Source organism: Agrobacterium sp. 22-226-1 (genome assembly GCF_053522345.1).
Map to the genome: position 1 here is coordinate 370,106 of NZ_JBNWCP010000003.1, position 22,944 is coordinate 393,049.

21 protein-coding genes and 1 riboswitch are annotated in these 22,944 nt (G+C 60.5%); of the genes, 11 read left to right on the top strand and 10 right to left on the bottom strand.

From position 1 onward, the window contains the following. Window positions 1-159 precede the first annotated feature (159 nt). The 3 genes from ACQZ5K_RS07565 (at window position 160) to ACQZ5K_RS07575 (ending at window position 1,313) form a co-directional block, all read left to right on the top strand. Window positions 160-411: a hypothetical protein gene (locus tag ACQZ5K_RS07565; RefSeq protein WP_448740035.1), complete on the top strand. Its 252-nt coding sequence runs from the start codon at window positions 160-162 to the stop codon at window positions 409-411. A gap of 201 nt (window positions 412-612) precedes the next feature. Further along, window positions 613-843, top strand: a complete 231-nt coding sequence (locus ACQZ5K_RS07570) for a hypothetical protein (RefSeq protein WP_059760125.1) — start codon at window positions 613-615, stop codon at window positions 841-843. 281 nt (window positions 844-1,124) lie between these two features. Beyond that, the gene (locus tag ACQZ5K_RS07575; protein WP_003524758.1) at window positions 1,125-1,313 is read left to right on the top strand and encodes a hypothetical protein; all 189 of its coding nucleotides are present in this window, start codon (window positions 1,125-1,127) and stop codon (window positions 1,311-1,313) included. A 235-nt stretch (window positions 1,314-1,548) separates the two neighbouring features. On the opposite strand, the gene ACQZ5K_RS07580 is transcribed toward ACQZ5K_RS07575, so the two are convergent. Next, complete coding sequence (locus ACQZ5K_RS07580; protein ID WP_003524756.1) at window positions 1,549-1,797, bottom strand: hypothetical protein; 249 nt, start codon at window positions 1,795-1,797, stop codon at window positions 1,549-1,551. Window positions 1,798-2,378: 581 nt separating this feature from the next. Here ACQZ5K_RS07580 and ACQZ5K_RS07585 point away from each other — a divergent pair. Then, complete coding sequence (locus ACQZ5K_RS07585; protein ID WP_003520624.1) at window positions 2,379-2,816, top strand: PACE efflux transporter; 438 nt, start codon at window positions 2,379-2,381, stop codon at window positions 2,814-2,816. Window positions 2,817-2,839: 23 nt separating this feature from the next. On the opposite strand, the gene ACQZ5K_RS07590 is transcribed toward ACQZ5K_RS07585, so the two are convergent. The 5 genes from ACQZ5K_RS07590 to ACQZ5K_RS07610 form a co-directional block, all read right to left on the bottom strand. After that, window positions 2,840-3,805, bottom strand: coding sequence for an alpha/beta hydrolase family protein (locus tag ACQZ5K_RS07590; protein WP_448740036.1), 966 nt, complete (start codon window positions 3,803-3,805; stop codon window positions 2,840-2,842). A gap of 102 nt (window positions 3,806-3,907) precedes the next feature. Continuing rightward, complete coding sequence (locus ACQZ5K_RS07595) at window positions 3,908-4,513, bottom strand: ABC-type transport auxiliary lipoprotein family protein (RefSeq protein WP_035236961.1); 606 nt, start codon at window positions 4,511-4,513, stop codon at window positions 3,908-3,910. 15 nt (window positions 4,514-4,528) lie between these two features. Further along, on the bottom strand, window positions 4,529-5,899 hold the full coding sequence (locus tag ACQZ5K_RS07600; protein ID WP_448740037.1) for an MlaD family protein: 1,371 nt from the start codon (window positions 5,897-5,899) through the stop codon (window positions 4,529-4,531). Window positions 5,900-5,907: 8 nt separating this feature from the next. Next, window positions 5,908-6,744 carry an ABC transporter ATP-binding protein gene (locus ACQZ5K_RS07605; RefSeq protein WP_035223193.1) on the bottom strand — a complete coding sequence of 279 codons (837 nt, stop codon included), beginning with the start codon at window positions 6,742-6,744 and terminating at the stop codon, window positions 5,908-5,910. Between the two features lie 10 nt (window positions 6,745-6,754). After that, window positions 6,755-7,915: an ABC transporter permease gene (locus ACQZ5K_RS07610; RefSeq protein ID WP_020810472.1), complete on the bottom strand. Its 1,161-nt coding sequence runs from the start codon at window positions 7,913-7,915 to the stop codon at window positions 6,755-6,757. Between the two features lie 143 nt (window positions 7,916-8,058). On the opposite strand from ACQZ5K_RS07610, the gene dgcA reads away from it, so the two are divergent. Further along, complete coding sequence (gene dgcA / locus ACQZ5K_RS07615) at window positions 8,059-9,042, top strand: N-acetyl-D-Glu racemase DgcA (protein WP_448740038.1); 984 nt, start codon at window positions 8,059-8,061, stop codon at window positions 9,040-9,042. A 419-nt stretch (window positions 9,043-9,461) separates the two neighbouring features. Here dgcA and ACQZ5K_RS07620 read toward each other — a convergent pair whose 3' ends face one another. Next, window positions 9,462-10,301, bottom strand: a complete 840-nt coding sequence (locus ACQZ5K_RS07620) for a UDP-2,3-diacylglucosamine diphosphatase (protein ID WP_065656136.1) — start codon at window positions 10,299-10,301, stop codon at window positions 9,462-9,464. A gap of 228 nt (window positions 10,302-10,529) precedes the next feature. On the opposite strand from ACQZ5K_RS07620, the gene ACQZ5K_RS07625 reads away from it, so the two are divergent. Beyond that, window positions 10,530-12,845 carry an NADP-dependent malic enzyme gene (locus ACQZ5K_RS07625; protein WP_448734367.1) on the top strand — a complete coding sequence of 772 codons (2,316 nt, stop codon included), beginning with the start codon at window positions 10,530-10,532 and terminating at the stop codon, window positions 12,843-12,845. 136 nt (window positions 12,846-12,981) lie between these two features. Then, complete coding sequence (locus tag ACQZ5K_RS07630; protein WP_448740039.1) at window positions 12,982-14,085, top strand: DUF2865 domain-containing protein; 1,104 nt, start codon at window positions 12,982-12,984, stop codon at window positions 14,083-14,085. A 194-nt stretch (window positions 14,086-14,279) separates the two neighbouring features. Here ACQZ5K_RS07630 and bluB read toward each other — a convergent pair whose 3' ends face one another. Then, window positions 14,280-14,996 (bottom strand): 5,6-dimethylbenzimidazole synthase, encoded by a 717-nt coding sequence (gene bluB, locus ACQZ5K_RS07635; protein ID WP_448740040.1) that lies wholly within the window; start codon window positions 14,994-14,996, stop codon window positions 14,280-14,282. A 77-nt stretch (window positions 14,997-15,073) separates the two neighbouring features. Beyond that, window positions 15,074-15,256, bottom strand: a riboswitch (cobalamin riboswitch). Between the two features lie 64 nt (window positions 15,257-15,320). Further along, entirely contained in the window at window positions 15,321-16,151 is an 831-nt protein-coding gene (locus ACQZ5K_RS07640; RefSeq protein ID WP_448740041.1) for a TolB family protein, read from the bottom strand. A gap of 192 nt (window positions 16,152-16,343) precedes the next feature. Here ACQZ5K_RS07640 and ACQZ5K_RS07645 point away from each other — a divergent pair, with 192 nt between their 5' ends. Both ACQZ5K_RS07645 and ACQZ5K_RS07650 read left to right on the top strand, forming a co-directional pair. Continuing rightward, the gene (locus ACQZ5K_RS07645; protein WP_137453173.1) at window positions 16,344-16,721 is read left to right on the top strand and encodes a glyoxalase superfamily protein; all 378 of its coding nucleotides are present in this window, start codon (window positions 16,344-16,346) and stop codon (window positions 16,719-16,721) included. 344 nt (window positions 16,722-17,065) lie between these two features. After that, the gene (locus ACQZ5K_RS07650) at window positions 17,066-17,995 is read left to right on the top strand and encodes an IS110 family RNA-guided transposase (RefSeq protein WP_448740042.1); all 930 of its coding nucleotides are present in this window, start codon (window positions 17,066-17,068) and stop codon (window positions 17,993-17,995) included. Window positions 17,996-18,104: 109 nt separating this feature from the next. Here the strand turns inward: ACQZ5K_RS07650 and ACQZ5K_RS07655 are convergent, their stop codons facing one another. Then, complete coding sequence (locus ACQZ5K_RS07655; protein ID WP_004433039.1) at window positions 18,105-19,784, bottom strand: NAD+ synthase; 1,680 nt, start codon at window positions 19,782-19,784, stop codon at window positions 18,105-18,107. A gap of 223 nt (window positions 19,785-20,007) precedes the next feature. Between ACQZ5K_RS07655 and ACQZ5K_RS07660 the strand changes: the two genes are divergently transcribed. Both ACQZ5K_RS07660 and ACQZ5K_RS07665 read left to right on the top strand, forming a co-directional pair. After that, complete coding sequence (locus ACQZ5K_RS07660; RefSeq protein WP_448740043.1) at window positions 20,008-21,948, top strand: LTA synthase family protein; 1,941 nt, start codon at window positions 20,008-20,010, stop codon at window positions 21,946-21,948. Between the two features lie 117 nt (window positions 21,949-22,065). Next, complete coding sequence (locus ACQZ5K_RS07665) at window positions 22,066-22,599, top strand: DUF1003 domain-containing protein (RefSeq protein WP_448740044.1); 534 nt, start codon at window positions 22,066-22,068, stop codon at window positions 22,597-22,599. Window positions 22,600-22,944: the final 345 nt, after the last annotated feature.

Below are 22,944 nucleotides of genomic sequence, written 5' to 3' on the forward strand. Positions count from 1 at the left end.
AGACGTTGCGGTGCTAAATTAAAGCATCGCATGATCGCTTGTGCCGATGCGGCCCCTCACTTTCGCATTGCCATCCCTGCCGCCGGCAACGATATCCTCAAGAGACAGGAATCTCGTTGCGGCACCGCCCGTTTCCCCAAAGCTGTCTCAATCGTCCTTATGATCGAGACCATGGGATTGCTTATCAACATATTGCTTTTCATTCTCGGCGCGGTCGGGAGCGGGATATGTGCGTTTTTATTATCGGCAGCGCTTGCCGATTCCGGATTTCTCGGCTCCTGTTTTGAGGGAAATTGCGCTTATGCGGCGCTTTTCATGGTGCTGCCCGTCACATGGTTCGTGCTTTTTGCGCTTTATGTGATGGCGCTGCTGATCTGGCGGCGAAAGCCTTTCCGGAACGGAAGGCTCTGAAAACGAAGATGGCGACGTCATCGCCGCCGCGCACGCGTTGACAGCGATCAAGACTTGCCGCTAACGTCCGCCTGCTGGGGGATTCGCTGCCAGTGATATGCGGGCCTCATGAGCATACCCGATATCACCGGCCTCTGAATGTGCATGTTCCGATTTGCGTCTCGCGTATGTGGGCATGACGGAAAACAGGGAGACCAAAGGATGCGGGCCGCAATCAATTCCCCGTCGCTTTCGATCGACACCATGGACTATCAGGCCGAGTGCCAGTTCGCGCTGGAACCTTCCATTCACGGGCTGATCGAAAAAGCGGAACATGCCGGCTGGAACCGCCAGCAGGCCGCCCTTGCCATCGTCGCGCTCGCCAGCGAGCATCTCACCGATCTTTTGTCCGCCGGCGGCGTTCCCACGCCGGATCAACGCCCCCTCTCCTGATACCCTCCCTGAGCCGGGCGGATCAGCGCCGGCGTCATCGAAACATCATCGCAAAAATCAACACAGCAGGTCCGGAGTGTCCTGTCGACACTGCCGGAACAGGTTTGTGCTGTGAAGGTCGACGTGTGGGCAAAGCCGATCCCTCGCGCACCCGACGCAGCCTGTTGCGCGCCCGTCCGTTCATTGTGCCGGGCGCCAAACTGCCTGCCGGCAACCCTGCCATAGTGTTGACACAAGCAACCAATAATGAGAACATAAAGTGAACATTATGGAGGTCAGCGATGAACACAGCAGACGCAGCCATAGAAAATGCCCTTTCCGTTGTCGCCCGCTCCCGCGATATGCGCGAACGCGCGCTCGAACGGCGGCGCGAGCTGCAACGGCGAACGGAAGTCATCATCACCCGGCCGCTTTACGTGCTCAAAAAGAACGAAGGGCCGAAACAGCTGTCGCTGAAACTCGACAGCTAGAGCACGCCCGGTTTGAACGGAATCGGTGGACGTGCTCTACCTCTTTGTTTTTACGCATTTTCCGGACGTAAAACCGCTTCGCACTTTTACTGGAAATGCTCTAGTCGCCGATGCAAAGAACCGGCAAGAGCGGCGCTGTGAAAGCGAAGGTTGCCCGCCTTCCTCCTGAAAGCAAAATCCCGTGCGGATCACCTCACGCACGGGATTTTTAGAATGAAGAGGTTATTGTTCCTGTTTATTGCATGCGTTGCATTGCGGCTTCTGGTTCACCGGTCGTCGCAACCGTCGCAGGAAGGCGGTCGGTCTTTTTCAGGATGACGACTGGCTTTTCCACCGGATCTGTCGGCGGAACGATGCTTGCGGTTTTGAATTCACGGTCTACGGCAGGAACGGAAGCGTTGATCTGTTGATGACCTGCGCATTCCGCAAGCGCTGCACTGGCGGAAAAACCAAAGACAGCGGCGATAATGAGAACTGATTTCATGTCATTCTCCCTTCGCTCTGGTGGCGATCTCCAGTCTAGGTGGAGACGGGCCGGATTGAAAATCACACTTTAGAGACATCTAAATCTCATCATCATTTCGGCAGTCGTCGTCATCGATGTGCGGGAGCAGGCAAATGCCGTCGCCCTTATTTCTTCCGCACATCCAGCGGATTTCGGCAAAGCGGTCTGCGAAATATCATCGCCACATAACTTCCCTTAAGGGAAATGAGGCTTGGCGTGTAAGTCGAAACCTTCGCCGTGTTGGCGGCCTTTATCGTTCTCCCCTCACAGGAATTCTGCTGCATGGCACGCCTCCTTCCATAAGCAATAACGAAAATGCGCCGGTCTTGTTCCGCGCTCACGCGAAACAACGGTCAAGCGAGAAGAGAAGGTGCTGCCGCTTGTTTCTTCTCCCCGGCGGGGAGAAGAAACAAGCGGCGACCTTCCAGCCATATCCGAGGCCCCAAATGCGCAGTGCTTGAAAAATTCGCCCAAAACCTCTATATGCCTCAGCGCGAGGACGACCTCGGCCACTTTGGCGACAGCATGCGGGACGGCCCGGTCACATACCGGAGAATGAAATGCGTTCCCTGCAAGATCGTATCCGCCACGCCCTCAGCTTCGAAATCATCGGCCTGCTGCTCATCATTCCGCTCGGTGCGCTGCTGTTTGGCATGCCGATGGAAGATATCGGCATTGTCGGCATCGTCAGCGCCACGCTGGCGACGGTCTGGAACTATGTCTACAATCTCGGTTTCGACCACGTCATGCAGCGGCTGAAAGGCACGACGCTGAAGACGCCCGCCCTTCGGGTCGCCCATGCCGTGCTGTTCGAACTGGGCCTCCTGATCGTGCTGATGCCCTTCATCGCCTGGTATCTGAATATCAGCCTTGCCCACGCGCTGGTGATGGATATCTCGTTTGCTCTATTTTACGTGGTCTATGCTTTTGTCTTCAACTGGAGCTACGACCGAGTTTTCCCCCTGCCGGAATGGAAGTCGCAGCAGGATGCCGCCTGACCGGCGCGGAAAGGAACGATGCCTCAGCGCAGCGACGCCTTGAAGAAGCTGACCACCTCGGCGTTGAAGCTGCGGTGAAACCCCGCCCGGTCGAAACCCGCCGCATCGCTGCAAATCTGGGGCACGGCCTTTTCCATCTCGGCGGGGCAAGGGGCGATAAAGGAAAAGTGCCCCGCCCCTTTTACCATCCGATAGTCCGGTTTTACCGGCAGATCGTCGCGCAGCCTCGCAACATCCTGCGGCGCGACACCATCGCCGCCACGTTCCGAACTCCAGAGCTGGACGGGGATCGTGATATTCTTCAGGTCGCCCGCGCCGGGAAAGGCATTCAACGGGTCGGCGGCAACCACAGCCCTTATCCGCGCATCCTGACCGCCATGCTGCGGTAATGTCGTCTTCTGCCGCATCTGCGTGCAAATCGGCGCCTGCGGGTCGGGACAGGGCAGCCCGGCATTGGCAAAATCAGGCGTGCCGCCGGCAAGCACCAGCGCGGTATAACCGCCGCGCGAAAATCCGAAGACGCCGATCCGCCCGGCATCGATGGAACCGGCTTCGCTAAAACCTTCAAGCAGATGATCGAGCAACCGGGCAATATCCGCCGGACGCCCCGTCAGCGCGGAAAGCTCGCCGGCCTTTTTCATTTCAAGCGCATTGTCTCCGGGGTGATTGATAGCCGCAACAATGAAGCCGGCATCCGCCAGCGCCGCCGCCGTGTCCCGATGGCTGAAATAGGTGCCGCCAAAGCCATGGGAGATGACGATGAGCGGATATTTCCCTTCAGGAACAGGGCAATCGCGCACGGCGGGCAAAATGAAGGGACCGATCCTGACCTCTTCCGGCGCGGACGCGCAGGGCGACCATACCGCAGCCTTCATGGCGGCTTTGCCGTTCGCGGCTGGAATGTCGATCAGCCGGAGACCGGCCGCCATGGCGGCGCCCGTTCCAGACAGGGCGGAAAACATAAGGCAAAGCAGCAGCAGAAATCGCATCACCAACTCACGGATCGAGACCATTATGCATAATAGGCCGATCGGTGACCGGCGCTACGCGAACATAAAGCGGTTTCCTGTGACGGCAATGACACCGAACGCTTAAAGCGATTTCAGCGTCCAGGCCACGATGTCGCGCGTGGCGGCGGCAAAGGCCTGATCCAGCGCCTTCACGAAATTGGCGTTGCCGGAACCGCTGACGCGGGCGCTGGCGCGGAACACTTCCTGCGCCTTCACCGTGCCGTTGCGGTCGTTCAGGAGCTTCACGGATATTTCGATATTGGCGATATTCTTCGCCGTATCGATTTCGAAGGCACGAATATCGGTCACGACCTGATAGTCGATTGCCAGCCCCTGCCCCGGCCGGCCGACGCCGCCGAGCTTGCCGGTATCCTCGAAGGCTTCCACCAGCTTGGATTGCACCATGCGCGGCAGGCGGTCGCTCCATTGCGAGTTGCCGAGATATTGCACCTCCGAGCCGGAAAGGCGCACCACGATGTTTTCGCTGTCGAGCGCCTTCAGGGCGGTCGGATCGGCGATCAGCAATTGCCGGCTTTTCAGCGAAGGTCCCTGCGCCACCGCCGCCGAAGAAACGGAGAGATCGAAAGTATCGTTCTTCGGCGCACCCGCGCAGCCCGCCATCAAGGCGGCAAACAGCGGAGCCAGAATGAGGGCGCGGCGCTGACGGCCGTTCATCAATCGTGTCATTGGCCCATACCCCTCTTAGCGCCTTGTTCTGCCATCATATTGTTTCACGGTTTCGCCGCCGAAAATCAACCGCTGCGGATCGCGGTCGATATTGGTGATGGCATTGTTGAGATTGTCGACCGTGACCCGCGTGCTGCCGATAAGCGCCTGGAAATCCTTCAGGCCCGAGCTGGAGAAACGGGTCAGATTGTCGGCAATCGGCCCGATGCGGGCATTGAGATTGTCCGCCACCGCCTTGAAGGAGGTGAGCGTTTCGCGCGCCTTGGCAAACAGCGAATTGGCGTCATCCGTGCCGAGCATACCGTCCACCTTGGCGAGAATGCCGTCGACGCGGCTGGAAGCAAGGTTCAGCTTGCGGCCCATTTCGGTGAAGTCGGAAACCGCCTGGTCGATATCGGCGCGACGGGCGCCGACATCGTCAGCGATCCGTTTGAAGTTCGCCACGGCATCGCGCGCATCGGCGGTCGCAGAGGAAACGTCATCAACCACGGTGCTGACCTTGGCGGGATCGACCGACGCCAGAAGCTCATCCGCGCGTTTGACGACCGTCTGCACTTCCGTGCTCGCCGCCTCGAAGTTTTTCGCTGTGCTCTGCACCGTTTCCATGATGCCCTGAATATCGCTGGAGGCGGAAGCGACATCCTTCGTCACCTTGTCGACATTCGACAGGATGGAATCGATCTTGCCGGCATCCACCGCCTTCACCAGATCCTCGATGGCCGTCAGCGTGCCGTCGAGACGCACCGAGACCGACTGCACCGTTGTGGAAAGCGAGCTGAGGCTTGCAATGAAATTCTTGATGCCGTCGGAATTGGCCGCCAGCGCATCGGAGAATTTCTCGGCATTGCGCACCGTCTGCGTCAAGGGGCCACGCGCATCCTGCACGAAACCCTGCAATTCGCCGATGGCGCCATCGGCGCGCTTCAGGATTTTGTCGGCGGTGGCAAGCAGGTTGGTGACGCTGGAAAGATCGGCCGTCAGTTCCGCCGGAACGCCGCTTTCAACGGCTTTCTGCAGAATGCGCTCGCCATCCTTGTTGCCGCCGGAAAGCTCGATATAGGCAGCGCCCGTCAGGCCCTGAATTTCAAGCACGGCGCGGGTCGACGGGAAAACCGGGGCATCGGCCTGCACTTCGGTAAAGGCGATGGAATAGGCCGGATCATCGCGGTCAATGGCAAGACCGCGCACGGTGCCGACCGGAATGCCGTTGAAACGCACGGGAGAACCGACGGAAAGACCGTTTGCGGAGCCAGGAATACGCACGACAAGCTGGGCCGTCGGGCCGCCACGACCGAATTCCGCCATCCAGTAAACGAAGCCGAATGCGGCGGCGATCACGATCAGCGTGAAAATTCCGACTATGGTGTAGTTCGCCTTGGTTTCCATGCTTCTTGTTACTCCACCGGATTTTCGTGTCTGCCGTCCGGAAGAACGACAGAGCGCGCCCGTTTGCCGCGGAAATAGGACTGCACCCATGGGTCGTCGCAGGCGAACATGTCCTGCAATGTCCCTTCCACCAGCACCTTCTTCTGGCCCAGCACCGCAATGCGGTCACAGACGGAGAAGAGGCTGTCGAGATCGTGCGTCACCATATAAACGGTCAGGCCGAGCGAATCGCGCAAGCGCGCGATCAGCATATCAAATTCCGCCGCCCCGATGGGATCGAGGCCGGACGTCGGCTCATCGAGGAAGACGAGGTCGGGATCGAGCGACAGCGCCCGGGCAAGGGCTGCGCGCTTGATCATGCCGCCGGAAAGCTCGGAAGGGTACTTGTCGCCCGCATCGGGCTTCAGCCCCACCATCTCGATTTTCAGATAGGCAAGCTCGTCCATCAACTTCTTCGGCAGGTCGAGATATTCGCGCATCGGCAGCTGGATGTTCTCCTTCACCGTCAGGCCGGAAAATAGCGCGCCCTGCTGGAACAGCACGCCAAGCCGCTGGTCGAGCATCATGCGGTCGTCTTCGCTCGCCTTGTCGTAATCGGTGCCGAGAATGCGGATCGCACCTGCCTGCCGCGGCAGGAGCCGCAAGATCGCACGCATCAACACGGATTTGCCGGCACCGGAGGGGCCGATAAAGCCGAGGATTTCACCGCGATAGACATCGAGGTCGAGATTTTCGAGCACGTTGCGGCCATTGAAACCGACGGTCACGCCCTCGACGGAAAGCACCACCTCGCGGCCGTCTTTACCGGTTCTGGTCTCCTGCGGTTTCTGATCCAGTTTCTCCAACGCGCCCTCCCTAAAAATCGATGGCTGCGTAGAAGATGGCGAAAAGACCATCCACCAGAATGACGACGAAGATCGACTTCACCACCGAGGAGGTGACGTGCTGGCCGAGCGATTCGGCCGAACCGCCCACCTTCATGCCCTCAACCGCCGCGACGATGCCGATGATGAGCGCCATGAACGGCGCCTTGATCATGCCGGCGGCAATGGTCGATTCCTCGACAGCGCCATGCAGGCGCGACAGGAACACCTCAAACGTGATGCCGGAATAAAGCAGCGCCACGATGGCCGCACCGAAAAGCGCTGCGAAGTTGGCAAGAATGGTCAAAAGCGGCAACGCGATGGTGAGCGCCACCAGCCGCGGAAACACCAGCACGCCGACCGGGTTGAGACCGATCACCTTCAGCGCGTCGATCTCCTCGCGCATCTTCATCGAGCCGATTTCCGCCGTGATCGCACTGCCGGAACGGCCGGCGATCATGATCGCGGTCAGAAGCACACCGATTTCGCGCAATTGCAGAATGCCGACCAGATCGACAACAAAGACTTCCGCACCGAAATATCTGAGCTGGAACGCGCCCTGCTGCGCGATGATCGCACCGATCAGGAACGACATCAGCATGATGATCGGCACGGCGCGCACGCCCATATGGTCGATCTGGTTGACGATCGCCGCCGGCGAGACGCCGCGCCCGCGCCCGAGCTTCATCTGCGCGCCGCGCACGGCCGAGCCGAGAATATACATGCCCGCCAGGAAATCCGCGCCGTTCTGGATGACGGCCTTGCCGATGGGCGCAAAAATACGCTCGGCGAGCCCCGCCTTCGCAGCGGCTTCGCCCTCCATCTCCACCTTTTCGGGCAACTGGCCGATGACTTCTTCGATACGGTCATTGCCCGTCACAGTGACGGTGGCGCCATTTGCCTCGAGGTCCTTGCGCAGACGCTGGATGATCCATGCGCCGGTCGTATCGATGGCCTCGACGGAAGAAAGATCGATCTCCACCGGGCCGGCGGATTTGCTCTTTTCGATCTTTTCAAGACTGGGGAAAACACCGGCGAGATTGCTGTTGCGCCAGGAACCGCTCATGACAAAACGCAAGCCGCCGCCGGAGACGTTATCGTCTTCGGTGATTGCGGCCGGGTTCGCCTGTTGCCGTGTGTCCTGTTCTTGCATAATGCTCCGAGCGAGTGCAGCCGTCACGAGATTCTTAAAGGTTTCATAACGTTTTGGCCTCCGGCAAGCCACAGTGACGGCTGACAATTCGTGATAAATTTGGCGTCATGTGTCTTTTGCCGCCCAATCGGAAGTGAAAAAACATGCCCCGTTACCTTCAAGCCACAACGGAACGTTTTCCCGTCGCCGGCAGCTTCACCATTTCACGCGGCACCCGCACGCATGCGGATGTCGTAACGTGCACCATCCGCGATGGTTCCTTCGTTGGCATTGGCGAATGTGTGCCCTATCCGCGTTATGGCGAAAGCATCGAAGGCGTCATCGCCGATATCGAGGCGATGGCGGAGCGGATCGCCGGCGGCGTGACACGGCAGGAACTGCAGCAGGCGATGCAACCCGGCGCCGCCCGCAATGCGGTGGATTGCGCGCTGTGGGACCTTGAAGCCAAGATCAGCGGCAAAACCGTTGCCGAGCGCATCCTTGGACAGGCGGCAAAGCCGCTCGTCACCGCCTACACCATCTCGCTTGCCGACCCCGAGACCATGGCCGCGAAAACGGCGGAAAACGCAGGCCGCCCGCTGCTGAAGATCAAGACCGGCACGGCGGATGACGAAGCGCGTCTAAGGGCCGTGCGCGCCGCCGCACCCGAAGCGCGCATCATCATCGACGCCAATGAGGGCTGGAACGATTATAATATCGAATATTATCTGCGGCTTGCGGCAGAGCTGAAGATATCGCTGATCGAGCAGCCGCTACCCGCCGGCAAGGATGACATCCTCGCCCGCATCGACCATCCGGTGCTGATCTGCGCCGATGAAAGCGTGCATTCCACCAAGGACCTCGCCGGCCTCCGCGACCGTTACGAGGCGATCAACATCAAGCTCGACAAGACCGGCGGCCTGACCGAAGCGCTCGTCATGAAGGCCGAGGCCGAAAGGCTCGGCTTCACCATCATGGTCGGCTGCATGCTCGGCACCTCGCTCGGCATGGCGCCTGCGGTGCTGGCAGCACAGGGCGCGGCCTTCGCCGATCTCGACGGGCCGCTGCTGCTGGCCGAGGACAGGGAGCCAGGGCTGGTTTATGAGGGTTCGCTGGTTTATCCGGCACGGCCGGAATTGTGGGGTTAAGCCCCAACAAATATGCACGCAACCTCGCCCCTTGTTTCCTCTCCCCGGCGGGGAGAAGGCGAAAAAACGCACCCGCTCGCCTTAAATGACGGAAGGGCTCGTCTATGAGGAAGGCGTGGTTATCCGGCCCCGCCGGAATTGCAGAAGTCTCGCTCAGGCACCGTGCGCCAAGGCGGCATCTTCCGCGTGCCTTGCCTAAAGAGTCACAGGGAAGCAGAACCTCTCCTCCGTCATGCCGGACTGATCCGGCATCCAGCCACCGCGCGTCTGCGCGGTGAGAGGAGTCTTACGCGATCAAAGACTTGATCGCACTGGATCCCGGCTCAAGGCCGGGATGACGGTGTGCGGATATTTATTGCCACTCATCGAATGCGGCATTCCATACGAGCCTATCGTCAGCGCCCGTCAAACGCCCCAACTCAGGCCGCGTGCTTCCCGATCAGCCCCGGAATATCCACCGGCTCCATCTCGTCCGATGCCTGTTCGGCGGTAACGTCGCTCGTCTGCATCCAGGTGATCAGCTCGAAGCTGCCATCGGCATTTTCGGCAATCGCCGTGCAGCTTTCCACCCAGTCGCCGGTATTGATGTAGCGGATGCCGTCCATGTCTTCCATGACAGCATGGTGAATGTGTCCACAGATGACGCCATCGACATTGTTGCGCCGTGCCTCGTCAGCCACCACGCGCTGGAATTCGCCGATGAAGTTGACCGCGTGCTTGACCTGCAGCTTGGCCCAGGCCGAAAACGACCAGTAAGGCAGGCCGATGCGGCGGCGCACGGCGGCAATGGCGATGTTGAGCGCAATCGCCGCGTCATAGGCCCAGTCGCCGAGATAGGCGAGCAGACGGGCGTTGCGCACCACCACGTCAAACTCGTCGCCATGGATGATGAGGTACTTCTTGCCGTCGGCGGCCTCATGGATCATGCGTTCGGCCACTTCGATGCCGCCGAAATGCATGCCCGGAAATTCCCGCAGGAATTCATCGTGATTGCCGGGAATATAGACGATGCGCGTTCCCTTGCGGGCCTTGCGAAGAAGCTTCTGCACCACGTCGTTGCAGCCCTGCGGCCAGTACCAGCTGCGGCGCAGGCGCCAGCCGTCGACGATGTCGCCGACGAGAATGATCGTCTCGGCCTCGTGATGTTTCAGGAAGTCGAGCAGATAATCCGTCTTGGCCGCCTTGGAGCCAAGATGGACATCCGAAATGAAAAGCGTTCTGAACTGTCTGGTTTCGATTTGACCGGCCACGGATTTCATCCCCCTGTTCGGTTGCGTCCCTGCGGCTTTCTTACCTCTCAGAACCAGACTCGTGTTTCAGCAACATGACAGACGCCGGTTTTTATAGGGAATATGACGAAAGCCTTCACGAAAACGCGAATAAGCCATGGCCGCATTTGCATAAGGTGCGGTCAAATAACGGCTGTACCACGGGGAAGTTTGTTGTATTCAGGGGTCCGGAATTGAACCAGACATGACGGTGGAAGAATGACCTCTCACGATAAGAACAACACGCCCGCCAACACGGCAAAGGCCGACATCGAGGAACAGGCGCTCTTTTTCCACCGCTATCCGCGTCCCGGCAAGCTGGAAATCCAGGCCACCAAACCGCTCGGCAACCAGCGCGATCTGGCGCTGGCCTATTCGCCGGGCGTCGCCGCCCCCTGCCTCGCCATCCATGAAAATCCGGAAACGGCGGCGGAATATACCGCCCGCGCCAACCTCGTCGCCGTCATTTCCAACGGCACGGCGGTGCTCGGCCTCGGCAATATCGGCCCGCTCGCTTCCAAGCCGGTGATGGAAGGCAAGGCCGTCCTCTTCAAGAAATTCGCCGGCATCGACGTTTTCGATATCGAAATCGATGCGCCCGGCATCAACGACATGGTCTCCACCATCGCAGCGCTGGAACCCACCTTCGGCGGCATCAACCTTGAGGACATCAAGGCGCCGGAATGTTTCGAGGTGGAACGCCAGCTGCGCGAAAAGATGAACATCCCGGTCTTCCACGATGACCAGCACGGCACCGCGATCATCGTCGCCGCTGCAGTCACCAACGCGCTGGAACTCGCCGGCAAGTCTCTGTCCAGCGTCAAGATCGTCGCCTCGGGCGCCGGCGCGGCAGCCCTTGCCTGCCTCAACCTGCTCGTCGCCATGGGCGCGAAGAAAGAAAACATCTGGGTCCACGACATTGAAGGCCTCGTTTATGACGGCCGCAACACGCTGATGGACGAGTGGAAGGAAGTTTACGCCCAGAAGACCGACAAGCGCGTCCTGGCCGAAACCATCGACGGTGCGGATGTCTTCCTCGGCCTTTCCGCCGCCGGCGTGCTGAAGCCGGAACTGCTGGAGCGCATGGCGGAAAACCCGCTGATCCTGGCGCTTGCCAACCCCAACCCCGAAATCATGCCGGAGGCTGCACGTGCGGCCCGTCCGGATGCGATGATCTGCACCGGTCGTTCGGATTTCCCGAACCAGGTCAACAACGTTCTCTGCTTCCCCTATATCTTCCGCGGCGCGCTGGATTGCGGCGCAACCACGATCAACGAGGAAATGAAGATGGCCGCCGTGCAGGCCATCGCCGAACTCGCGCGTGAGGAAGTCTCCGAAGTGGCCGCAAAGGCCTATAGCGGCGAAACGCCGGTCTTCGGCCCGAACTACCTCATCCCCTCGCCCTTCGATCCGCGCCTCATCCTGCGCATTGCACCAGCCGTTGCCCGCGCCGCCGCCGCAAGCGGCGTCGCCGCCCGGCCGATCACCGATTTCGAAGCCTATCTCGACCAGCTGAACCGTTTCGTCTGGCGCTCCGGCTTCATCATGAAACCGGTCTTCAACGCCGCGAAAGCCGCCGAAAAGAAGCGCATCATCTTTGCCGAAGGCGAAGACGAGCGCGTGCTGCGCGCCGCCCAGGTGCTGCTGGAAGAAGGCACCGGCATCCCGATCCTTATCGGCCGCCCGCAGATCATCGAAACGCGCCTGAAGCGCTTCGGCCTGCGCATCCGCCCGCATGCGGATTTCGCCGTGGTCAATCCGGAAGACGATCCGCGCTATCGCGACTATGTCGATGACTATTTCGCCCTTGTCGGCCGCGTCGGCATCAACCCGGAAGCAGCCCGCACCATCGTGCGCACCAACACGACCGTCATCGGCGCGCTGTCGGTGAAGCGCGGCGAAGCGGATGCGCTGATCTGCGGCCTCGAAGGCCGTTACGACCGCCATCTGCGCGACGTCAACCAGATCATCGGCAAGCAGGAAGGCGTGCGTTCCTTCGCCGGCCTCAGCCTGCTCATCACCCAGCAGGGTGCGCTGTTCCTCACCGATACTTTCGTGAATTACGACCCGACCTCCGAGGAAGTGGCGGAAATGGCCATTCTCGCGGCCAAGGAAATCCGCCGCTTCGGCATCACGCCGAAGATCGCCCTCGCCAGCCATTCCAATTTCGGCTCGCGCGATTCCGAAAGCGCCCGCAAGATGCGCCGCGCCCTGAAGATCGTGCAGGAGGCCGCACCGGAACTGGAAGTTGATGGCGAAATGCAGGGCGGCTCGGCCCTTTCGGAAGCGCTGCGCAAGCGCGCCATGCCGAACAGCGTGCTGACCGGCGAAGCGAACCTTCTGGTTTTCCCGAACCTCGATGCCGCCAACATCACCCTCGGTGTCACCCGCACCTTGACGGAAGGCCTGCATGTCGGCCCGATCCTGCTCGGCACGGCCCTGCCCGCCCATATCCTGTCGCCCAGCGTCACCTCGCGCGGCGTGGTCAACATGGCGGCGTTTGCCGTGGTGCAGGCATCGCACCCTTCGGTGTGATAGAGGCCGCATTAACGCAATTTTGAACAGGCTGTTGCCGCATTGCGGCAACAGCTTATGTTATCTTCCCGAAACACGGATGTCGTGAAGTATAACGCCCCTGCCACTGGCCGGGGACATCGAACGGATCGAACAATTGACCCGCCGCAGCCGCATCATCGGCCTCCTGCTTCCCCTTGTTTTCCTCGCTCCGGCCGCCGCCTTCGCGGATCAGGTCTGTGATACGCTTTATGCGCAATTGCGCGAGCCGCCCCGCGTCATCGGCAATACGGCCGAGGTGCGGCGTTACGCCAATGCGCTCGCCCGCCAAAACATCGTCATCCGCAAGATCAGGAATGACCTGCGCGGCTATGGCTGCTCATCCGGCAGCGTCATCGTCTATGGCAATCCCAATGCCGGTATCTGCGCCGAGATCGGCGATGCGCTGGCGGAAGCGGAAAGCGAGCGCGACGCCATCATCCGTGACCGCGACGACGCCATGGCGGCCGCGCGTAACGACGACGGCGACATCAGGCGTCAGCGCATTCTCGCCGCCCTCGATGCCAATGGCTGCAACACCCTGCCGCAGACGGAAACGCAATTGCCGCCGCCTCCGGATGTGACGCGTTATCCCGACGCCTTTCGGCAGAACGGCGACGAGCCGGGACAGGCGGGGCTTTCGCCCTACCCCAACGCCGCCGCCGAGGGCGGGCTTCGCACACTCTGCGTGCGCACCTGCGACGGCTCGTTTTTCCCCATCGCGTCCAATGCCTCGCCGCTCGATTTCCGCGCCCAGGCGGAGCAGTGCGAGAAAATGTGTCCGGGCACCGAGACGGAGCTTTATTTCCACTCCATGACGGATCAGGAAACCGCCGATATGGTTTCGGCGGAAACAGGCAAACCCTACAGGGACCTGCCAACCGCCTTCGCCTACAGGAACGCCACGGCAAAAGCGCCGGGCTGCGCCTGCAACATGGCCGCCTATCACAAGGAAATGCAAAAGCAGGAAGAGGCCGCCCGGCCGCAGCCCGAAAAACCCTATTCCGGCATCACCACCATTCCATCACCGCAAGGTGACAAGACTGAGAAACCCGCCGAACAGCAACAGGCCGCCAAGCCGCCGGAACAGCCCGTTCCCGAACGCGACTATGACCCGAACGACAGCCGCGTCCGCGTCATAGGTCCGAAATTCCTGCCCGACCAGACAGGCCGGATCGACCTGAAGAACCCGGCTCTGAAGGGTATACAGCCGCAGCAGTGACATACATCGCGGAGCGAGCGGGCGCCGCTTGTTTCTTCTCCCCGAGTGGGAGAAGTCCGCGGCAGCGGGATGAGGGGGCTGCGTTAGCGATATTCGGAGAGCTTGCCCCCTCATCCGACCCTTCGGGCCACCTTCTCCCCGGCGGGGAGAAGAAATATGCGGCAACGTCCCGCCTTATTCACAGGTCTCCGCTTCTACACCCCGCCCCAACGGTTACGAAACACCAGTTCCTCCAGCGGCACGCGCTGCCGCCAGCCCTTCACCGCCAGTTCCGGCTCGTTATAGAGCGCATCGACACGCCCGAGGCAAAGCCAGGCAACGATTTCGATATGGTCGGGAATATCGAGAATGGTGCGAATGTCGCTGTCGTGGAAAATGCTCACCCAGCCGACGCCGATGCCTTCGGCGCGCGCCGCAAGCCAGAGATTCTGGATGGCGCAGACTGTGGAATAGACATCCGTGCGCGGATTATGGGTGCGGCCCAGCACCACCTTGCCGCCACGCGTCGGATCGCAGGTGACGCAGATGCTGAGCGGCGCCTTGCGGATGCCTTCAAGCTTGAGACTGCGATAAAGCGCCTGCTGCTCGCCCGTAAACATCGCCGCCGCCTCCTCATTGGCGCGGCTGAAGGCCACGAAGGCCGCCTGACGGATCGCGCCATCGGTGACGAGGGTGAAATTCCACGGCTGCATGAAACCGACCGAGGGCGCGGAATGGGCCGCCTTCAAAAGACGCTCCACCAGATCGTCCGGCAGCGGGTCCGGCAGAAACTGGTCGCGCACGTCGCGACGGGTCTCGATGGCACGGTAAATCGCCTCGCGTTCCTCACAGGAAAACGGGCGGGCGGGCGAGAGCGCATGATCGAACGAAATGGCGCCGGGCGGATTGCTCACGGACGAATCGGCTGGCATCGTTTATCCCCAACAATGCGAAGGCCGGGCGCAAATGCGCACCCCGCCTCGACAACAACCTGCCGCCGTCCGCGCGGTTCGGTCTATTTCGTCAGGCCGGTCTTCTGACTTGGCTTCATCCGCCCTTTTCGCCTTCCCGGATTGCTCCAGTGGCTTTAAAAAAAGAACGTCCGCCTCACAGCGCTGGGCACGTTCCGGTCTTTCACCGGATTCCCGATTCTCCCGCCGCATGGGCAGGCACCTAACAGGCAAGCTATGGGCAAAAAAGTTTGCGAATGCAAGCATCCTGCCGGCGGTGCGGCAATGTGGCCCGCCTCACCCCCATCATTCCACCGGGAAATACCTCACATAAGCGAACTCATCCCCATCCGGTGACCAGTTGGGCGAGTTCATCGTTCCCTGCCCGCCGAAAAGTTCGAACAGCGTCTCGGCATTGCCGCCATCCATGTCCATCAGCCGCACCCGCACATCAAGATCGCGCGGATGGTCGAAAACGTCTCCGTCATAGGAAACGAACACCACCTTGCCTCCCTTGGGAGACGGGTGCGGAAACCAGTCGCCATAAGGGCTGTCGGTGATGCGCTCGACGGCGGAGCCATCCACCCGCACGCGCCAGATCTGCATTCGCCCGGTGCGGCTGGAATTGAAATAGATCCACTCACCGTCTGACGAATAATCCGGCCCGTCATTGCGGCCCTCGCCGTGGGTCAGCCGCGTCTCGACGCCGCTTGTTATATCCATCGAATAGATATCGAAGACCTGATCGCGAATGCCGCAATAGGCAAAGCCCTTCCCATCCGGCGACCAGCCATGCCAGTAAGAGGGAAGATTTTTCGTCATCAGCCGTGGCGCGCCGCCCACCGAGGGCATGAGGTAGATGGCGCTCTTGCCAAATTCCACCTTGTCGGAAATGGCGTAAAGCGATCCATCCGGCGAAATACCGTGATCGTTGTTGCAGAGCGTGGCAAAGCCGGTATCGACCGTCTCCGGCGCGATATCACCGGCAAGAGACAGGCGGTAAAGCAGCCCTTCGCTGTTCAGCAGCAGATATTTTCCATCCGGCGACCAGTTCGGCGCTTCGAAGAGATCGGGCGTCTGCCACACCACCCGCATCTGCCGGGTGCGGATGTTGAAGATTTCGATGGAGCTGCGCATTCTGCCTCCCGGGCGTGTCCGTGTTCTCGCTCAAAGCACCCGGCAATACAGACATTCCGTTTGCATCCGCCATCGCCTCGATTATGATCCTAGGGCGGCAGGCACCGTCCTGCAAATTCAAACCGGAAAAAACGCCAGCGCTCCGGCACCGTCCGTGACCCTTGCCGTTTCTCCCAGATCCGAGGTTCCGCGATGAATACCATCGCCGATCACGGCATCCGCTTCGGCCGGATCGCCGCAATGCTTCCTGTCAAAAACATCGAAAAGGCCCACGATTTTTACGTTGGCGTGCTGGGCTTCGAAAAGACCTTCGAAAACGGCACCCCCGTCGGCTTCATGATCCTCAAACAGGGCAACGCCGAACTGCATCTGACATTGCAGCCCAGCCACAAGGCAGCACCCTTCAACGTGGCGCATATGATGGTGAGCGATGTGGATGCGCTGCATGCGCTCTGCAAGAGTCAGGGCTTGCGCATCATCAAGGGCCTGCAGGACAAGGATTACGGCCTGCGCGCCTTTGTGTTTGAAGACCCGGATGGCAACCGCATCGATGTGGGGCAGGTTATTTGAGATGAGCGAACGGCGCGGGGTTTTCTCCGCGCCGCTTGCTTAAACACGAAGGCTTGTTGTGGACCGAGCGCATGCCACTTGTTTCTTCTCCCCGCCGGGGAGAAGTCCGCGGCAGCGGGATGAGGGGGCAAGGGCAGTGAGTTATGGCAGCGTTGCCCCCTTGTAACTTGCCTTCATCGCACTGTGCTATTGTCGCTTGTGCGGTGGCGGATGGAAGACCGATCCCCCCTGGGGACATTGATCCCGTGGATGAGCCAGGGTCTCCATCCGCTTTTTCATCGAACCCGAACAGTCGCCGGGGCCGCTTGCGTGTGCGAAGCCCGCTTAGGCAAGGATGGGATAAGATGGATATTATCGTTGGTATTGACGTTTCGAAGGCCCGTCTGGATGTGGCGTTCGCAGCATCGGGCACGGCGTTCGTCGTCGAGAACAGCCATGCCGGGATCGACGATCTGGTACAGCGTCTCAAAGAGGTGCATGCCGATATCGTCGCACTGGAAGCTACAGGCGGCTTCGAGACGCTGGCCGTGGCACGGCTTTCGTCTGCCGGATTTTCGGTGATTGTGGTCAATCCGGCGCAGGTGCGTGCCTATGCCAATGCCATCGGTCGCCGGGCCAAGACCGACGCGGTCGATGCGGCGGTGATTGCCGCTTTCGTGTCTGCCACCAAGCCACAGATCCGGCCTTTGCGTGATCAGCAAACCCAGCTTTTGTCGGCGCTTGTCGACCGCAGGCGGCAGATCGTGCAGATGATTGTGGCCGAAGAGAACCGGTTACGCATGGCGCTGGAGAAATCGACCCGCAAAAGCATTCAGCGCCTGCTTGCCGCCCTGCGCCGGGAGGTGGACAGCATCGATGCGGAAATGGACGATCACATCCGCAAATCCCCCCTGTGGCGTGTGCGCGAGGCGCTGCTGACCTCCGTGCCTGGTGTGGGGCCTGCAACGGCACGCACATTGCTTGCCGAAATGCCGGAACTGGGCAGTCTCGACCGGCGTCAAATCGCCTCGCTGGCGGGCCTTGCTCCCTGGACCCGGCAATCGGGCAAATGGAAGGGCAAAAGCTTCATCGGTGGCGGAAGGGGCAAGGTCCGGGCGGTGTTGTTCATGGCAGCGCTGGTGGCCGCACGGTACAATCCAGTCCTCAAGGCCTTTCGCGATCGTCTCGTGGAAGCCGGAAAGCCGAAAATCCTCGCTACCGTCGCAACCATGCGAAAGCTTCTGACAATGCTTAACGCCATCATCAGAGACAACAAACCATGGCAAAACGCTTGACATCAAAGACAGTCGCTCATCCGACCCTTCGGGCCACCTTCTCCCCGGCGGGGAGAAGAAACGAGCGGCAACGCCGGGCAAAACATCCGCTATCAGCGTCTTCCTTCAATCACCGATCCCGGAACCGGTTGGTGATCGGATAACGCCGGTCACGCCCAAAGTTCTTCTTGGTGATCTTCACGCCCGGCGCCGATTGCCGGCGCTTGTATTCGGCGAGATAAAGCAGATGCTCCACCCGGTGCACCGTCGCCACATCATGGCCGCGAGCCAGAATTTCCTCAACCGACATTTCCTTCTCGACGAGGCATTCCAGAATATCGTCCAGCACCGGATAGGGCGGCAGCGAATCCTGGTCGGTCTGGTTGGGGCGCAATTCGGCCGAGGGCGCCTTGGAGATGATATTGGCCGGGATCACCTCGCCGGAAGGGCCGAGCGCGCCCGGCGGCACATGGGCGTTGCGCCAGCTGGAAATGGCATAGACCTGCATCTTGTAGAGGTCCTTGATGGGGTTGAAACCGCCATTCATATCGCCGTAGAGCGTGGCATAACCCACTGACATTTCCGACTTGTTGCCCGTCGTCACCACCATCGAGCCAAACTTGTTCGAGACGGCCATCAAGATGGTGCCGCGCGTGCGGCTCTGCAGGTTTTCCTCGGTAATGCCCTCTTCCGTGCCCTCGAAGAGATCGGAAAGCGCCGAGAGGAAACCCTCCACCGGCTCTGAAATCGGCACGATGTCGTAACGGCAGCCCAGCGCTTTCGCGCAATCGGCCGCATCCTTCAGCGATTCTTCCGAGGTATAACGGTAAGGCAGCATGATGCAGCGCACCCGCTCCTCGCCCAGCGCGTCGACGGCAAGGGCGGCACAGATGGCCGAATCGATACCGCCGGAAAGGCCGAGAACCACGCTCTTGAAGCCGTTCTTGTTGACGTAATCGCGGAAGCCCAGCATGCAGGCGCGATAGTCCGCCTCCTCGCCTTCGGGAATCTTCGAGAAAGGTCCGCTGTCGCAATGCCAGCCGTCTGCCGTGCGTTTCCAGTCGGTGACGGCAAGTGTTGCCTCGAACTGGCTCATCTGGAAGGCAAGCGTCTTATCGGCATTGAAGCCGAAGCTCGCGCCGTCGAACACCAGCTCGTCCTGCCCGCCCAGCTGGTTGGCGAAAACGAGCGGCAGGCCGCTTTCGATAACCTGCCGCAGCGCCACCTGATGGCGCACATCCAGCTTGCCGCGATAATAGGGCGAACCGTTCGGCACCAGCAGGATTTCCGCCCCGCTTTCGGCCAGCGTCTCGCAGACACCCATATCGTTCCAGATTTCCTCACAGATCGGAATACCGATCCTGACCCCACGGAAATTATAGGGACCGGAAATTGAGCCCTCGGCGAAAACACGCTTCTCGTCGAATTCGCCGTAATTCGGCAGGTCGATCTTGTCGCGCAGCGCGATGATCTTGCCGCCATCCAGAAGCGCCACAGAATTATGCCGGCCCGTCTCACCCTGCCGCGGAAAACCGATGACGATGCCCGGCCCGCCATCGGCAGTTTCCGCCGCCAGCTCTTCCACGGCCTTCAGGCATGCTTTCAGGAAAGCCGGCTTCAGCACCAGATCTTCCGGCGGATAGCCGGATATGAACAGCTCGGTCAGAAGCAGAAGATCGGCGCCCTGCGTCGCCGCATCGGCCCTTGCCTCGCGCGCCTTGGCGAGATTGCCCGCCACGTCGCCAACGGTGGGATTGAACTGCCCGACGGCAATCCGGAGATGGTTCTGGATATCGTGTCTGTCGCTCATAGCTTTTCAATACCGCGCCCGTGGCCGCTCCGCAACGCGGCAATTGCATGGCGACGCCCGTTACGCATGGCAGGCGCGCGTTCACGCTAAGGTTATCGCCGCACCGGCCAGACTCTTCAAAGTTCATGTCGCGTTCATCGCGCTTATGTGACAGTTACATGACACTTTTGCGACACCCGATTCACCTCCCCCGGATCGGCCGTGCCGCCTGCAATACCGGAGTATGGGTTTGAGAGATTCGGCGCCAAAAACAACGGCTTCCGAAAAGGCTGGTTTCGTCTTTTCGCCTGCATGGACAAGGAGCCTTTCCAAGCTTTCGGGCATCGCCTATCCGCTTGCCAATCTGACGGTCGCGTCCGTCGTGCTGGTCGTGGCGCTGGAGTGGATCGCCCGCGGCTCGCTCACGGATGTCGGCGCTTTCCTCACCTCCTCCGCCCGCCCCGGCATGACCACCATTGCCGCCGTGCTCGCCCTTCTCGTGGCGCTGGATGCCCTTCTTGGCAGGCGTTACCTGTCGCTGATCGCGCTTGCGCCGCTCTGCGCGCTGACGGGGCTGATTTCGGCGCAGAAACAGACCTATCTTTCCGATCCGCTTTATCCTTCGGACCTGCTGTTCGGCCGGCAGATCCTCGAGCTTCTGCCGACCATGCTGAAGGCCCAGCCGATGACGGCAGCCCTCGTCGCCCTCGGCATCTGCGCCACGATTGCAGCACTTACGGGCCTCTGGCTGCTGGCGCGCCGCCATTCACCGGGCTTGAGCTGGCGCGAACGCGCCGCTGGTCTCGCGCTGGCGCTGCCGCTTCTTGCCGGCCTTGCCTCGCTTATGGACTATTCACATTATTCCTGGGTGCGCGATCGCCTCAACATCATTCCCATGATGTGGGACCAGCAGGAAAATTACCGCCATAACGGCTTCCTGATGGCCTTCGCCTTCAATATTCCGATGGCCAATGTCTCGGCGCCGCAGGGTTACGGCGAAAACACCATTGCCGACCTGACCTCCGAGCCCGCCGCCTTCGCCGCCAACAAGGACGATTACCCCGATGTCATCATGCTGATGAGCGAATCGCTGTGGGATCCGACGCGGCTGAAAAATGTGAAGCTCTCCGCCGATCCCATGCCGACGATCCGCGCCAAACAATCCGGCAATGTATTTTCCCCGGAATTCGGCGGCATGACGGCGAATGTGGAATTCGAGGCGCTGACCGGCTTTTCCAACGCCTTCCTGCCCTATGGCAGCATTCCCTATCAGCAATATATCCGTCGCCCGGTGCCCTCGCTCGCCAGCTTCTTCCGTGGCGAAGGTTATTCCGCCATCGCCATGCACCCGTTCCAGGAATGGTTCTGGAACCGCAAGCAGGTCTACGCGAATTTCGGCTTCGAGGAATTTCGTTCCGAAGAGACGCTGCCAGCCATGGAAAAACGCGGCAACTTCGCCTCCGACGATGCGCTGATGGACGAGATCATGGCGACGGCCGAAAAGGCGCAGAACCCGCTCTTCCTCTTCGCCGTCACCCTTCAGGGACACGGTCCCTACGAGGCGACCCGTTACGCCGAAAACACCATCGGCATCGAAGGCGATCTTTCCGCCTCGGCCTCGCAGGCGCTGGCCACCTATTCCCAAGGGGTGGCGGAAGCTGACGAAGCGCTGCTGAAACTGATGCGCTGGGCGAAGAAGCGCGACCGTGAAACCATCGTCGTCCTTTTCGGCGACCATCTGCCGCCGCTCGGCCAGACCTTCGTGGAAAGCGGCTACATGCCGGGCATGGTGGCCAGCCGCCGCGCGCCGCTGGAGGTGATGAAGAAGGAACACGAGACGCCGCTCGTCGTCTGGTCCTCAAAGAAGGGCGTGCGCAAGAATATCGGCACAATCAGCCCGGCGCTTTTGCCCTTTCACGTGCTGAAAACGGCGGGCTTCTCCGATCCATTCTACACCGGCACGCTGGGCGAAGTGCAGCAGGCCTTTTCCGTCATCGACCGGCATATGCTGGTGACGACCGACGGCAAGGCCCTGCCCGACTGGTCGATCGCGCCCAATGCCGTTCCCGACGTGGTGCGCGATTACCGCCTGCTGCAATTCGACATGATGTTCGGCCAGCAATATGGCCGCGAGCGCTTCTTCCCCGGTTTCAACTGGCTGCACGAGGGCACGCCATCGGTCTGATGTTTTTCGGCGGGGACGCCTGAACCGCATGGCGGTGGAAATCGTTTGAATTCCACCGCCATGCGGGTTTATCTCGAGATAACATCCGCATCGCCCCATCAGAACCGGAGACACACCGTGTCAGATATCTCCGACTATATCGTTTCGCATTTCAAGCGTTCCTCTCGCGAAATCGGCGAAGTGGAGCGGCGCATTCTGGAACTGTCGCACCAGAAGAAGCTGGTTTCGAGCGACACCAATGCGGAATTTTCCGCTGGCGCCAGTCTCGGCGACAGGTTGGCCGATAATATCGCCAGGGTCGGCGGCTCCTGGGGTTTCATCCTCGGTTTCTGCTTTTTCCTGATCTTCTGGGCTATCATCAACACCATCATCCTGACGACCGGCGCCTTCGATCCCTACCCCTTCATCTTCCTCAACCTGCTGCTTTCCATGCTGGCGGCCATTCAGGCGCCGATCATCATGATGTCGCAGAACCGCCAGGCCGCGCGCGACCGTTTCGAGGCCGCCAAGGACTACGAGGTGAACCTGAAGGCCGAGCTTGAGGTTCTTTCCCTGCATGAAAAGATCGATGTGAAGGTGCTGGCCGAACTGGCCGCGCTCCGGCAGGACCTTGCAGCCCTTCACCGCCATGTCACCCGCAAGGAAGACTGACGCCGGAAAATTCATCCCCGCTTTTCCCCACCCCGCGACGCGCTGTTAGATTGAACGCAGTCCCGCCGGGTGGACGCCAGACGTGGCGGAAACCGAGGGACGGTCCTGGTGGTGGAACGCTGGCAACGTTCGTGGAAAGGACCATTTCGCAAAAGGCGGTGCACCGCCGCTTGCGAAATACGGCATGGCGAAAGACCCGGCTGCGCAACGCATCCGACCCACACCAACCTCAACCGAAGCGCAGCCGGGCAATCGCCGGACGGACGCTGAGTATCCCCGACCGGCAACGCCGGGCGGGATGAAGCTGTTGGGTTTTTGGGCGTTTTTTTTGGAAAAGTCGACCGA